Origin of the sequence: Paraburkholderia sp. BL25I1N1 (assembly GCF_003002025.1) — a bacterium.
Classification (GTDB): Bacteria; Pseudomonadota; Gammaproteobacteria; order Burkholderiales; family Burkholderiaceae; genus Paraburkholderia.
This window is the reverse complement of record NZ_PVZB01000032.1, coordinates 40,901-53,473: the sequence shown is the minus strand read 5'-3', so window position 1 is coordinate 53,473 and position 12,573 is coordinate 40,901. Positions and strand designations below refer to the sequence as shown.

At 63.2% G+C, this 12,573-nt stretch carries 14 protein-coding genes; 3 read left to right on the top strand and 11 right to left on the bottom strand.

Going from position 1 to position 12,573, the window contains the following annotated elements:
- Positions 1-325 precede the first annotated feature (325 nt).
- From B0G73_RS34395 to B0G73_RS34380, 4 genes are all read right to left on the bottom strand, one after another.
- Entirely contained in the window at positions 326-1,066 is a 741-nt protein-coding gene (locus tag B0G73_RS34395) for a GntR family transcriptional regulator (RefSeq protein ID WP_106285568.1), read from the bottom strand.
- A gap of 316 nt (positions 1,067-1,382) precedes the next feature.
- Complete coding sequence (gene ldcA / locus B0G73_RS34390) at positions 1,383-2,309, bottom strand: muramoyltetrapeptide carboxypeptidase (RefSeq protein ID WP_106285567.1); 927 nt, start codon at positions 2,307-2,309, stop codon at positions 1,383-1,385.
- A 28-nt stretch (positions 2,310-2,337) separates the two neighbouring features.
- Complete coding sequence (gene tadA, locus B0G73_RS34385; RefSeq protein ID WP_106285566.1) at positions 2,338-3,081, bottom strand: tRNA adenosine(34) deaminase TadA; 744 nt, start codon at positions 3,079-3,081, stop codon at positions 2,338-2,340.
- The gene (locus B0G73_RS34380; RefSeq protein ID WP_106285565.1) at positions 3,078-3,479 is read right to left on the bottom strand and encodes a DnaJ family domain-containing protein; all 402 of its coding nucleotides are present in this window, start codon (positions 3,477-3,479) and stop codon (positions 3,078-3,080) included. The genes tadA and B0G73_RS34380 overlap by 4 nt, the downstream gene beginning before the upstream one ends.
- A gap of 259 nt (positions 3,480-3,738) precedes the next feature.
- On the opposite strand from B0G73_RS34380, the gene B0G73_RS34375 reads away from it, so the two are divergent.
- Positions 3,739-3,972, top strand: coding sequence for a hypothetical protein (locus tag B0G73_RS34375; RefSeq protein ID WP_106285564.1), 234 nt, complete (start codon positions 3,739-3,741; stop codon positions 3,970-3,972).
- Positions 3,973-4,016: 44 nt separating this feature from the next.
- Here the strand turns inward: B0G73_RS34375 and B0G73_RS34370 are convergent, their stop codons facing one another.
- Complete coding sequence (locus tag B0G73_RS34370; protein ID WP_106285563.1) at positions 4,017-4,622, bottom strand: 2'-5' RNA ligase family protein; 606 nt, start codon at positions 4,620-4,622, stop codon at positions 4,017-4,019.
- Between the two features lie 325 nt (positions 4,623-4,947).
- Here B0G73_RS34370 and B0G73_RS34365 point away from each other — a divergent pair, with 325 nt between their 5' ends.
- Complete coding sequence (locus B0G73_RS34365; RefSeq protein WP_106285562.1) at positions 4,948-6,156, top strand: putative DNA modification/repair radical SAM protein; 1,209 nt, start codon at positions 4,948-4,950, stop codon at positions 6,154-6,156.
- 9 nt (positions 6,157-6,165) lie between these two features.
- Positions 6,166-7,641: a UdgX family uracil-DNA binding protein gene (locus B0G73_RS34360; protein ID WP_106285561.1), complete on the top strand. Its 1,476-nt coding sequence runs from the start codon at positions 6,166-6,168 to the stop codon at positions 7,639-7,641.
- Between the two features lie 202 nt (positions 7,642-7,843).
- Here the strand turns inward: B0G73_RS34360 and B0G73_RS34355 are convergent, their stop codons facing one another.
- The 6 genes from B0G73_RS34355 to B0G73_RS34330 all read right to left on the bottom strand — a co-directional run bounded on the left by B0G73_RS34355 (position 7,844) and on the right by B0G73_RS34330 (position 12,527).
- Positions 7,844-8,854: a LysR family transcriptional regulator gene (locus B0G73_RS34355; RefSeq protein ID WP_106285596.1), complete on the bottom strand. Its 1,011-nt coding sequence runs from the start codon at positions 8,852-8,854 to the stop codon at positions 7,844-7,846.
- A gap of 100 nt (positions 8,855-8,954) precedes the next feature.
- On the bottom strand, positions 8,955-9,362 hold the full coding sequence (locus B0G73_RS34350) for a cupin domain-containing protein (protein WP_106285595.1): 408 nt from the start codon (positions 9,360-9,362) through the stop codon (positions 8,955-8,957).
- Between the two features lie 71 nt (positions 9,363-9,433).
- Positions 9,434-9,913: a carboxymuconolactone decarboxylase family protein gene (locus B0G73_RS34345; protein WP_106285560.1), complete on the bottom strand. Its 480-nt coding sequence runs from the start codon at positions 9,911-9,913 to the stop codon at positions 9,434-9,436.
- Between the two features lie 185 nt (positions 9,914-10,098).
- A complete protein-coding gene (locus B0G73_RS34340; RefSeq protein ID WP_106285559.1) occupies positions 10,099-10,980 on the bottom strand; it encodes an RNA polymerase sigma-70 factor in 882 nt (293 codons plus the stop codon).
- Between the two features lie 11 nt (positions 10,981-10,991).
- The gene (locus B0G73_RS34335; protein WP_258194104.1) at positions 10,992-11,465 is read right to left on the bottom strand and encodes a hypothetical protein; all 474 of its coding nucleotides are present in this window, start codon (positions 11,463-11,465) and stop codon (positions 10,992-10,994) included.
- A gap of 159 nt (positions 11,466-11,624) precedes the next feature.
- Positions 11,625-12,527, bottom strand: a complete 903-nt coding sequence (locus B0G73_RS34330) for an AraC family transcriptional regulator (RefSeq protein ID WP_106285557.1) — start codon at positions 12,525-12,527, stop codon at positions 11,625-11,627.
- Between the last annotated feature and the right edge of the window lie 46 nt (positions 12,528-12,573).

The following is a 12,573-nucleotide window of genomic DNA, read 5'->3' as shown; positions in this document are numbered from 1 at the left end:
TGGAATAGGGACCGTCGATAGCGAATCGAAGGACATTGCATCGGCCATGCCAGTCGCGCCCTCCTCGTCCGCATGAATGGAGGGGGCCTGACGCGTCTGTCCCGGCCGTGCCGCGGATGTCTCCGTACTTGAAGTACTTGTGGTTGTCGCACCGCCGGCAACCGCGAAGTCCGGCGATGCGTTACTACCCGAAGTCCGTCGCCCGGCGGCGGACACGCGTGCACAAGCCGGCAGCGCTCACGCCGAGCCGCCTTGCAACGCTTGATTCGTTCAGTTCAATTCAGTGCGGCGCGCACCGGGAACGGGCGCACGCCGGCCGCCTGCCTCAGCCTGGCGCGGACTTGGTCTTCGATGAATCTCTGGCTGCGCCGTTGAGGGCGCCGAACACTTCATGCAGATCGGCCGCGCCACGTGCGGGGCGGTCCAGCATCTTCAACTCGACGCTTTGCAGATGGCGCGACATGAGGGCCGCCGCCTCTTTTGCATCGCCGGCGTCGAGCGCGGCGAGAATGGCTTCGTGGTCCTCGAACGAGCATGGGCTGCGTCCGAGCGACTCGTACAGCGCGGAAATCAGTGTGGAGCGCGCCACCAGACCGTTCAGGCAGTCGCACAACACAGCGTTGCCGGTGAGTCCGGCCAACTCGGTGTGAAACTCGCCCGACAGGCGAATCCACGCTGGAAAATCACGTGTTTCAAATGCTTTGCGTTCCCGGCCGATCATGCTGCCGATGCTCTTCAAACGCCGCATGCCGTGGCCGCTGCAGATCTTTTCGACCACCGCCAGCTCGATGATGCGGCGCATCTCGAACACTTCGTGGACTTCCTGCAGCGACGGACTTGCCACGAACGCCCCGCGATTCGGTTCGAGATCGACGAGGTGGTCGGTTGCCAACTGCGCCAGCGCCTGCCGGATCGGACCGCGCTTCACGCCGAATACTTCGCATAACTGTGCTTCTGTCAACTTGGCGCCAGGCGCGAGCCGATGCTCGAGGATGGCGGCGCGGATGCGCTCGGTGATCGCTTCGGGTTTCAAACTATTCGCGGCAGCGGAGTCTGTGTCGGACATGATGTTCGTCTCGGTATGTTGGTCATCATAGGATGGACATAAAAATTGTCAACAATTTTTGCCTTGAATTTCGACAATCTTGGCGGCGAGGTTGGGCTGACGGACGCTCGGTCCGGCATGCGTATCCGGCGGTATCGCAGTACGAGCTTAATTAGGCTTGGCTGGGATCGTTCATTGGTGGCCTGTTTTGTCAACAAAACTGGCGGACCTTCCGGGGGCTGCTCTGCCGGTGGCAGGCCATAAAAATCGACCGTTAGTTGCGTTACTCGAATTAAAAAAGAAAGCGGACAATCGCCCGCTTCCCCCTCCAGCTAACTCATGCGAGGTACGGATAGCCCGACACACTAAGTTTAAAGCCGTGCGCATTCGCGACGAGATGCGCGTCCGCGCCCACAGGTAGCGTCACCATGTTGCGGACATGCCCGAATTGCAGGCCGGTGACAACCGGAATGCCGATCACCGACCTCACCTGCTCGATCATTGCGTGCAGATCGTAGCCGTTGTCGTATTCGTAGGGCCTGGCGCCGGAGAAATCGCCCAGCACGAGCGCCTGTTGCTGCGCAAGAATGCCGGACAGGTGCAACTGGTAGATCATCCGCTCGACCCGGAACGGCTGCTCGTTGACGTCCTCGATAAAGAGGATGCCGCCCTGCACCGGCGGCATGTACGGCGTGCCGATCAGCGACGCCAGAACCGCCAGATTGCCGCCCCACAACATGCCAGAGACGTCGACCGGCTGCGCTTGCGGCGTGTTGTTCGAGATCGTCATGGTCGGCTTCGTCACCGCCGACCAGAAGCGCTGCATGGTGAACTCGCTCAATTCCTCCGCGCCGAAGTCGCTCATCACCATCGGGCCGCCGAAGCTCTTCACGCCGGCGCGCGCCAGCAGCGCAAGCTGGATCGCGGTGAAATCGCTGTGTCCGACCAGCGCGATCGGCTGATCGGTGAGCCGCCGTTGCAAGCCTTCGTAGTCGAGGCCGTGCAGGATGCGCACCGCGCCGTAGCCGCCGCGCACGGCCAGCACGATGTCCGGCAACTTACGCGACGGATCGGCGAGGCGGTTCAGCTCGGCCGCGCGTTCGCCATCCGTGCCGGCAAAGCGCTGGAAGCGACGCTTCGTCGCTTCCACGCCCTCGACGTGATGCCCCTGCGCATGGAAGCGCGCCAACGCGCGATGCAGCACCTCGGGGTCGTGCGGATACCCGGACGGCGCGATCAGTTCGATGGTGCGATGGACGGTCATTGGCAGGACCTTGCTGGACGTTGTTGTTTTAGAGCGACCGGGCCGGCCCCGGTGCGATGCCCGGTGCGCTGGCTGCGCCAGCCGCGTCGGCCCGTGCCGTTGCACGCGCTTCGCGGCTCGCGCGCCGCCGCTCGGCAAAGAACGACTTAAGCGCGGCCCCGCATTCATTTTCGAGCACGCCGCCGATCACCGTGGTGTGATGATTCAACTGAGGATTCGCGAACGCATTGACGACGCTGCCGCACGCCCCCGTTTTCGGATCGCGCGCCCCGAATACGACTCGCGCGATGCGCGCATGCATGATCGCCCCCGCGCACATCAGGCACGGCTCCAGCGTGACGTAGAGTTCGCAGCCCGGCAAACGATAGTTCTCGACGGCTTGCGCCGCGGCGCGCAAAGCGGCCATTTCCGCATGCGCGGACGGGTCGTGCCCACCGATCGGATGATTGAAACCTGTGCCAATGACTTCATCGCCACGCACTAAGACTGCGCCGACGGGGACTTCACCGGCGGCGCGCGCTTTTTCGGCGGCGGCTTGCGCCAGCGCCATGAAACGGCGATCGCGCTCCGTGACTTCGGGGACGGTGGAACATGTGGGCGGTTCGCCTAGGGCTGCCTCTGAACCCGCCGAGGCGACGGCAGCGCCCGAATCGGCCGCTGCCGATTCAGCGACATCGCTCGCCGAGCGTTCGGAACCCGGCACATTCAGCGCTCCGTGAGACTCGACAGAGTCTGAATCCGGCGCGGCGGACTGGGCAAGCGGCTCGCTCACTGCGAACCCGCGTCTGCCGTATCGAGGTTGCCCGCGCGCTCGGATAGCCGCTCGGCGATACGCCGGCAGTATTCGCGCGGCAGAACCAGCGGGCCGCCACGCAACGATTCAAGTGCCATATCGAGCGCGAGCATGCGCGCCTGGAGACGGCAACGGGTAGCCCGGTCGCTCACGGCATTCAACTCCGCTTGCAGGTCGCGCAACGCGCGCAACTGCTCGATAGCGGGCGGCACAAAGCCCGCATTCTTCAAAATCCGGTTGGCGACGCGCACTTCCTCGGGGACCAAAGTATCGTCGTCCAGCGACAGCGGCGCGCCGGCGCCCGGTAACTCGTCGAATTCGCCTCGCGCGGCGGCGGCGGCAATACGCTGTTCGACTAACGCATCAAGCAATTTCATCTGCAATCCACTACGTTGCGGCCCAAGCATTCTATCAGGGCGCGCACGATCGTTCCGCTTCTCGAACCGACGAAACCTCCTACGTTTTCAGATTCCGCGTATTTGAGGGCACACGGTCGTGCGCTAGCCTCGGCGATTCATTACCGCGGCACTTGCCGCTCCGTTTTCCACAGCCAAATCTGACAAAACACTTTCAGCAGACGGCGCCCTGCTCGCCGTCCCTCCCGCTCCCACAGTCATCCACGCTATGAAACCCCGAATGATCACTTCAAGCCGCAGTCACACCTCCATCGTTCTCCATGCCCGCATCAGTCCACAGCCGGCCGCGGATCTCGTCAATCCAGGCAAGCGCGTTCGAAAGCCGTGGCTGCGCGCGACGCTAGCCGGCGTCACCATGGCGTTCGCGCTCTCCGGTTGCGGCGTGTTCTGCGGTGGCGCGGGCGGAAGCGGCGCCGGTTTCGCTGGCGGTTGCGCAACTGGAATGCGGTTCTAGCAGGGCGTCCTTCGATACACCGCCGTCACCCAGGGCGACGCGCGCTAAGATTCGGCGCCAGTCAAAGTCCAGCGCGCCAACGCGACATGCCGCGTACGCCCGAGCAAACTGTGCATCAACGCAAACTCGCGCACGTTCCAGCAGACCGGCTCGACGGGGCGTGCCGCGGCCCATGGCATCCCATACGCCAGCGTGACGTGCGGTGTGTACTGCGCCGCGGACGAGACCGCGTGCTCACCCAAACCGGCGCTCTGCAACGCGCGACCCAAGGCGTCGTGCAGTACGTGCAAGCCGGCGACGCCTTCGCCTCCGCCCAACACCAGCGGGCCGGGTCTTGGCTTCAAGGCAAAGCTGACCGCCGTGTCGAATTCGACGCTAAACGGCTCCATTCTGATCGACGCAGCCGCCTGCATCGCCGCATCGACTCGCTTCTGGGGCAAACCACCGGCGAAATTTCCCAGGTGATGCAAGGTGACATGCAGACGACCCGCCGCAAGCGGCTTGCTCCGCGCGCGCGTCTCCCCGCAAAGCTGTTGCGCGAGCTTCGAGATGCCGGCCGCGGTGGCGGTATCGGGAAAGACGGCGAAGAACAGGCCGTCTGTCGGCGTTGGCGGCGCCTCGAGCCCAGGCAGCCAAAGTTGTTCAGGCATGACGTTCCTGACCGGATAAAGCCGGCATGTCGATGAATCTCCGTTCATTGTGCGGGCTCACCCGCGATAGCTGCTCTATTCAGACCGCTCGACTGTGCAAGGTTCCGCGACCGCGTTTATCAAATCCGGTCGTTACTCTTGAGATAGCTCCCCGTTGCAGGCAAAGGCAGCACATTCCGCACACATCCATTGCCCTTGCAGCCCTTTCGCCCCGCTTGTTCGCCGGATACGCGCCGAAGCCAACGCCCGTTTCCCATAAAAAACCGCTTGCAGTCACCGCGTCCCCACGTACAATACTGTACATCCATACAGTATTGGTGGCAACGTGGAACTGCTCAAAAAGCTGGAAGTATTGGCCGACGCCGCGAAGTACGACGCGTCATGCGCAAGCAGCGGCGCGCCCAAACGCGGCTCGCGCGGCATTGCAGGCCTCGGCGCCAGCACCGGCGCGGGCATCTGCCACAGTTTCACGCCAGACGGGCGCTGCGTCTCGCTGCTGAAAATCCTGCTCACCAATTTCTGTTTGTATGACTGTCAGTACTGCGTCAACCGGCGCTCGAGCAACGTGCCACGCGCGCGCTTCACCCCCGAGGAAGTTGTCGACCTGACGCTGGATTTTTATCGGCGCAATTACATCGACGGATTGTTTCTGAGTTCCGGAATCATTCAGTCGTCGAACTACACGATGGAACAACTCGTGCGCGTCGCCCAGTCGTTGCGTGAGGATCATCAGTTTCGCGGCTATCTTCATCTGAAGACCATTCCCGACGCCGATCCGCAGTTGATTGCTCAAGCCGGGCGTTATGCCGACCGTTTGAGCGTGAACATCGAACTGCCTACGGACAGCAGCCTCGCGCTGCTCGCGCCGGAAAAGAACGTGCGCACCATCAAGCTCGCCATGGGCTCGATCCGCCTTGCGCAGGAAGAAGCGCATAGCGACGCCGGAGCACCAAAGTTCACGCCCGCGGGCCAAAGCACGCAGATGATCGTCGGCGCGGATCAGACGAACGACAGCACGATCTTGCAGACCGCCGCGACGCTCTACGGGTCATACAAGCTCAAGCGCGTCTACTACTCCGCCTTCAGCCCGATTCCCGACAGTCCTTCCGCATTGCCGGCTCAGGCACCGCCGTTGTTACGCGAACACCGGCTGTATCAGGCGGATTTCCTGATGCGCGGCTACGGCTTCAGTGCGGACGAACTGTTCGAACAGCCCGGCAACCTGTCGCTCGACATCGATCCGAAGCTCGCGTGGGCGTTAGCGCATCGTGATCAGTTTCCGGTCGACCTGAACCGCGCGCCGCTGCGCATGATCGCACGCGTGCCGGGCATCGGCATGCGCAACGCAAAACGGTTGGTGGAGTTACGGCGTTCGCGCCGGGTGCGCTACGAGGACCTCGTGCGGCTGCGTTGTCCGCTGGAAAAGATCAAGCCGTTCGTCGTGACGCAAGACTATCGCGCGGCGCTGCATGACACGTCGTCGGCCCGCTTGCGCCGGGTGTTGGCGCCGCCGGTGCAACTGGCGTTGTTGTGAAGCGTCGCAATGCGTTCCATCGTTATCGAAGACCATTTCGCCGCCTGGCGCGCCGCATCGCTCGGCGCTTTAGCTGAAGGCCTCGCGCCGGAGACGATCGAATGGCGCATCAAGCAGGAACCTGAGTTACCGCAGGAGCAGGCGCTGTTCGACTATGGCACGACGTCAGAGGACGCAGAGGCTCGATCCACCGCCGTGCATGTTTCGAAGGAGCTGGCGGCGCTCTTGCAAGACGCCGCCCTGTGCCGCGAATCACAGCGTTGGGCGTTTCTGTACAAGGTCCTGTGGCGCTGGCATCGCGGCGACCGCGCGGCGGCCTCGCCGGCGGACGCGGATGGCGCACGCCTTTATCGCATGGCCAAAAGCGTGCGGCGTGCCAAGCACGACATGATTGCCTACGTGCGGTTTCGCAAGCAGGCGTCAGCGTTAATGTCGGCGGTGCAGACGCCCGAATACATCGCGTGGTACGAACCCGAGCATGATGTGTTGGCGTGGGCCGCGGAACATTTTGCGCAACGCATGGGGCGCGCGACCTGGATGATCACCACGCCGCGCGGCGCGGCTTTCTGGGACGGTCAGCAACTGCATCTGAAGCAGCGCCGCGCCCTGCCCCGTGACCATCGTTGCGATACCGCCGACGAAGCCGAGGCGCTATGGCTCGCCTACTACCGCAGCACGTTCAATCCGGCGCGGCTGAACGAGGCGGCGCTCGAACAGCACATGCCGGTACGCTTCTGGAAAGGCTTGCCGGAAGGTCATCTGATCCCCGCCATGATCAGCGAAGCGAAAAGCGGCGCGCGCCGTGTGGCGCAGGCGAGCGGCGTCGGCGCGCTGGGCGGCAAAATGATCCCGATCGAAGCGGACATGGCGCAACCGATTCGCGTCCAGCCCTCGTCGCTCGATACCTGCCGGCGTTGCGACCTGTGGCGCAATGCGACGCAAGCTGTCGGAAGTTCGGGGCCAGGCGACGCGCGCATCATGCTGATCGGCGAGCAGCCTGGCGACCAGGAAGATCTGAGTGGCCAGCCGTTCGTCGGGCCGGCGGGGCAATTGCTGGAGACTGCGATCACGCGCGCCGGCTTGTCGCGCGAGCAGGTCTATCTGACCAACGCGGTGAAGCATTTCAAGTGGGAACCGCGCGGCAAGCGCAGGCTGCACAAAACACCGGGACAGCGTGAGATCGAAGCGTGTTCTTACTGGCTCGAGAGCGAGTTGCACGCGGTGCGCCCGGCGGTGATTGTCGCGCTTGGCGCTACGGCGCTGACTGCCTTGCTGCGCGGGAAGGTCAGCCTGAAAGATTATCTCGACGCGCCATTCAACGTGGACGGCGGCTGGGGCATCGCCACCTATCATCCGTCGTTCGCGTTACGGCAGCAGACCGACGCGGACCGCGACAAAATATTGGCCGAGATCAGCAGCGCGCTCATCCGGGCACGCGAGCTGGCCGACTCCGCCACGCCGACCGCAACGAAAGAGCAGCAATGAATAACAAATGACGCAGCGAAGCCCTCTTCCCTGCTGTTAGACAGTCCGTTCACAACAAAACTCACGCAACGCTACGACACCCCGCACGTGCCATGCGTACAGAAAACATGGCAGCGACGCACCGCGTCATGCAGTAGAGCCGCAGCGGAACGCACCGTGTTGCATGAAAAGCCTCAATCAACGCAAGGTCGCTCAGACGCCGTCACTCGACCGTCGATAACGAGGACCGCGTCGCCATCGACGTCAGGCACTGAAGGTCGAGCGCGCGCGTGTGCTCGGTCATGTAGTCGACGAACACGCGGACCCGCGCGGGAAGCTGCTTGCGGCTGAGATAGCAGAGGTAATGGCCGCCATCTTCCGGCGCGTGCTGCGCGAGACAACTGAGCAACTGCCCGCCGGCCAGCAGGTCGCACACCTGATAGGCGGGCAACTGCGCAATTCCCAAGCCGTCCAGCACCGACTGCACGATCAGATCGGGGTCGTTGAATGTGTGCTGCGCAGCGGGCTGGTGGCGCTGCGGGAGACCGTCCACCTTGAACTCCCATTCACTGATGCGGCCGGACGCGGCGAGGAAGTTGATGCAACGATGCTCCGCCAGTTCATCGACATGCCGTGGCAGCCCGTATCTTCGCGCATAAGCGGGCGACGCGCAGACGAGCATCTGCATCGGAATCAGCCGGCGCGCCACGATTCCGCTGTCTGCCAGACGCCCGTCGTGAAACGACACGTCGACACGGTCGGCCGTGAAATCGGCGGGTCGATCGTTCAGCAGCAGTTCGAGGGCGATCTCGGGATAGCGCGCATGAAAGCCCCGCAGCAACGGCGCGACGATCTTGCGGCCGAAACCCGGTGGAGAGACGATGCGCAGATGGCCGCGCGGCGGCCCGTTGCGCAGTTCCCGCATGTCTTCCAGCGCCTGGGCGATGCGCTCGATGCCAGGCTGACAGTTCTCGTAGAACAGTTCGCCCTCGCGCGTCAACGACGTGCTGCGCGTGGTGCGCAGAAAGAGGCGCGCGTCGAGCTGGGCCTCGAGTTTCTGCACGTTGCGGCTAACGGAGGAACGCCCGATGCCGAGGCGATCGCCCGCGCGGGCAAAGCTGCCTTCGTTGGCAACGGCGAGAAAAGAAACGACGCCGGCGTAGCTGGTCGCGAAACTGCTGGCGAACGGGTCGGCGGCGCCGGCGATGCGGCGGCGTGAAGGGTCGTCTGACATGGAAGCGCGGTTCGTAAAGTCCATAGCGACTAGACGTATCAGCGCTGCCATTTGTGACACGGTCCGCCCTTTTTTGAAACCGGATGCGGCGCGCAGGCGGCTATTTCTCCGGAACGAGAACCGGTGCGCCCTTATCCTTCAGCAGTAGCACGAGGAACCTGGCCGGCTTCGTCTGGCTGGCGTTGCGTCCGACCGTGTGAACATCGCCTGGACCTTCATAGAAGGTCTGCCCGGGCGTCAGCGTGACTTCCTTGCCGCCCTTGACCTGCATCACGATCGATCCTTCCAGCACATAGATAAAACCGTGCGCATGATGCCGATGGACTGGGTCCGCCGCACCCGGCGGATACTCGACGGCGATCATCAAGGCTTCCTTGCCCGGATAGTCGTCAAGAGGCTGCGTCATCAACGGCGTGACGACTGCGGCGGGCGCCTCGGCGCGCGCCACGCTCAACGACGCGCTCACGACGACGAGCGCGGCCAGTGCCGTATTTCTCAAACGAGGCATGATAAGTGTGTCCATGAATAACGCGGCCCGCCCGCGCGGGCCTGAACTGGACAAAAGCGAAACCCGTCTGCTCAGACGAGGTTCGCCTTGTCCAGACCGAATGCCTTGTCGGACGAACCCGGCACCGTCTTGAACGCGACGTTCGCGCGGTTCCATCCGTTGATCGCCATCACTTCGAACGTCAGGTCCGACAGTTCCTTTTCGGAAAATTGGCCACGCACGCGCTCGTAGAGCTCGTCGGGCACGCCGTGCTCGGGAAGCCGGGTCAACACTTCCGTCCACGCCAGCGCGGCGCGTTCGCGCGGCGCGAAAAGCGTCGACTCGCGCCACGTCGCGAGGTGATGGACGCGCAACTCGCGCTCGCCGTGCATGCGCGCTTCCTTCACGTGCATGTCCAGACAGAATCCACAGCCATTGAGTTGCGACGCCCGGATCGACACCAGGTCACGGATCGATTCTTCGATCGTGCTGTCTTTCAGCAGATTGCTGAGTTCGAAAAACTTCTTGAACAGTTCCGGCGATTGCTGCACATAGTTGATACGCTGCGTCATGATTTCTCCTGGCGACAATGAGTGGCCACCCTGCCTTGCAGGTGGCGTTAGCGGCAACGAGCCGCACAAAGTCATCGTAGGTGGGCGCGGCGTGTCACGGTAGGCCTGGGGACGCGCTCACCGTGTTGTCCGCGCGGCACCAATCGAGTCGGCGACGCGCGCCCGCGCTGCGGAGAAACCGGCGTTCAGCCGTTGGCGTGTGCTGCCGCGATGCGCGCAAGCTTGTCAGGGTTGCGCTGCACATGAATACGAACGATGCGTTCGCCGTCGGTTTCGAACGACTGTGCCGATTCGAGTTTGCCTTCGATAAAGCGCAGCAGCGCCCATTGGCCGTTGAGCACCACCAGCTTGACGCTGAGTTCGTCGCCATAACGCCGGGACGACGCGTAGAACAGCTGCGCAATGCGCTGGCCGCCAACCATCGGTTTCGGGAAGCTCTGGACTTTGCCGCCGCCGTCGCCGATCAGCTTTGCGTCTTCGGCCAGCAATGCGTTGATCGCGTGAAAGTCGCCGCGCTGCAGCGCCTGCACGAATGTTCGCAGCAAGCGCAGATGCGTTTCGCGCGGTACTTCGTAGCGCGGACGTTCGTCGCGTAGTTGCGCTTTTGCACGGCTTACCAGCTGGCGGCACGCCGCCTCCGTCTTGCCTATGGCCTGGGCGACCTCGTCATAGTCGGCGTCGAATATCTCGCGCAGCAGGAACGCCGCGCGGGCTTCAGGTGTCAGCCGCTCGAGCAGCACCAGAAAAGCCACGGAGACGTCGTCGGCGCGCTCCGTGGCCTCCTCCGGCGTCGCCGGCAAATCGCTCATCAGCGGTTCGGGCAACCAGATGCCCGTGTAGTGTTCGCGTTGAATCTTCGCCGCGCGCAGACGGTCGATGGACATCCGTGTCGTGACCGCGACCAGCCATGCCTCCGCGTTGTCGATGGCATCACGGGCTGTTGCATGCCAACGCAGCCAGACGTCCTGCACGATATCTTCGGCCTCGGCAACCGACCCCAGCATTCGATACGCAATCTTCTGCAATCGCGGGCGCAGCCCATTAAAGGCACGTGCGTTGTCGTCCATGCACCGGTTTCCTATTTTTCCCGCAGCGATGCGACATATTGTTTGGCGGCTTCGTTGCCATGCGCGAGCGCCCGTGACGCCAAAGAAAATCCCACCTGAGTTTCATGGGCGACTGCGCTGCGGTCTTCATCGAAGACTTTTGCCGCGCGCCGAAGATGTTGCGCCGCCTGCCCATGAAGTTCCGACGCCGCTGCATGATGTTGCGCGGCAGTCAGGCCGCTATCGACGGACCCTGCCGGCAACGGAGTGCCTGAATGCCTGGCGGCGAGATTGGATTCCTCGATGGCATACAGTGCATGGCCTTGCGCCAGTACGGCCTGATGAGCGGCGTGATCGTAATTCCTGGCCGCCTCGTAGTATTGCGATGCCTCGCGATGAAAGCGCGCCGCCTGCTCGTGATGCGATGCGGCAGCATCGAGATGCACTTTTTTACCCTGCTTCGTATTCATGGCAGATCCTCCTGGAGCGGCCTCGCTATGCAGCAATGCGGGAGACACTCAAAGCCGACTGGCACAACTCTGATTGGCAAGAGCGTCTCGCGCCGAATGCATGACTTGTTCTAATCGACGTTGCAGTTCACCGCGAACAAATACTACCTGAAATTGTGCAGGCAACTCGCCGCATTCCGGCGCACATCACAGGCGTTACGTATCGCTCTGCTCGTGCGCGTACTGGGTCGGCGGCAGTCCGACATGGCGAGTGAACGCGACGCTGAACGCACTCGCCGAACTGTAGCCGACGCGCTCCGCTACTTTCGCGACGCCGCTGTCATTCCGCCGCAACAGGTTCTTCGCCAAGGCCATGCGCCAGGACAACAGGTATTCCATCGGCGCGACGCCGACTGCGCGGCTGAAGCGTTCGAAAAATGCCGAGCGGGACAGCGCGGCGGCTGCCGCCAGTTGCGCAACCGTCCAGGACTTGCCGGGACTTTCGTGCATCTGACGTATGGCCAGCGCAAGACGTCCGTCGGCGAGTCCGCGCACAAGGCCGGGCGACGCTGCCGTTCCCGTCGACCGGAGCGCTTCGATGAAAAGAACCTCGAGCAGCCGCGCGAGCACGACCTCCCGCGCGGGACGCTGCTCACGAGATTCGTCTCTCACGAGTTTCACCAGGGTGGCCAGCCTGGGCTCGCCGCGAACATGCACGAGATCAGGAAGAAGTGAGACCAGCAAGGCCGCGTCCGGCGAACCGAACACGCAGTGGCCGACAAGCAGTTGCACGTCAGCCGGGCCGCTCTCGACGCCGAGCCTGAATCCGCCGTCGAGCAGCGCGACGGGCGAAGTGTCGGCGTCCTCCTGTTCGGGTGGCTCGAGACTCGACATCGTGAAGCCGCATACCTCAGGGATCAGAACGAAGTCATCTGCCTGAAGAATAATCGGCTCGTGCCCATTCGCCGCGAGGCGGCACGAACCGGCGAGGATCACGCAGTAGAACGGCTGCCCGGCTTCTGAGCGGCGAACGCGCCAGCGACCCGCGCCGCTGACCACCTTCGAGAACGTGGCGAGCGGCTGCAGCAGCGTGACGATCTCGGCAAGAGGGTCCACCATAACCGGACTCCTTCGAATGAAAACCGGACGCTCGATTGTAGCAAGT

What these genes read in the sequence shown, in the direction of transcription:
- B0G73_RS34395 (WP_106285568.1), bottom strand. Translation starts at nt 1,066, where the DNA reads ATGTCCGACACAGACTCCGCTGCCGCGAATAGTTTGAAACCCGAAGCG.
- ldcA (WP_106285567.1), bottom strand. Translation starts at nt 2,309, where the DNA reads ATGACCGTCCATCGCACCATCGAACTGATCGCGCCGTCCGGGTATCCG.
- B0G73_RS34380 (WP_106285565.1), bottom strand. Translation starts at nt 3,479, where the DNA reads ATGAAATTGCTTGATGCGTTAGTCGAACAGCGTATTGCCGCCGCCGCC.
- B0G73_RS34375 (WP_106285564.1), top strand. Translation starts at nt 3,739, where the DNA reads ATGATCACTTCAAGCCGCAGTCACACCTCCATCGTTCTCCATGCCCGC.
- B0G73_RS34370 (WP_106285563.1), bottom strand. Translation starts at nt 4,622, where the DNA reads ATGCCTGAACAACTTTGGCTGCCTGGGCTCGAGGCGCCGCCAACGCCG.
- B0G73_RS34360 (WP_106285561.1), top strand. Translation starts at nt 6,166, where the DNA reads ATGCGTTCCATCGTTATCGAAGACCATTTCGCCGCCTGGCGCGCCGCA.
- B0G73_RS34355 (WP_106285596.1), bottom strand. Translation starts at nt 8,854, where the DNA reads ATGTCAGACGACCCTTCACGCCGCCGCATCGCCGGCGCCGCCGACCCG.
- B0G73_RS34350 (WP_106285595.1), bottom strand. Translation starts at nt 9,362, where the DNA reads ATGCCTCGTTTGAGAAATACGGCACTGGCCGCGCTCGTCGTCGTGAGC.
- B0G73_RS34345 (WP_106285560.1), bottom strand. Translation starts at nt 9,913, where the DNA reads ATGACGCAGCGTATCAACTATGTGCAGCAATCGCCGGAACTGTTCAAG.
- B0G73_RS34340 (WP_106285559.1), bottom strand. Translation starts at nt 10,980, where the DNA reads ATGGACGACAACGCACGTGCCTTTAATGGGCTGCGCCCGCGATTGCAG.
- B0G73_RS34330 (WP_106285557.1), bottom strand. Translation starts at nt 12,527, where the DNA reads ATGGTGGACCCTCTTGCCGAGATCGTCACGCTGCTGCAGCCGCTCGCC.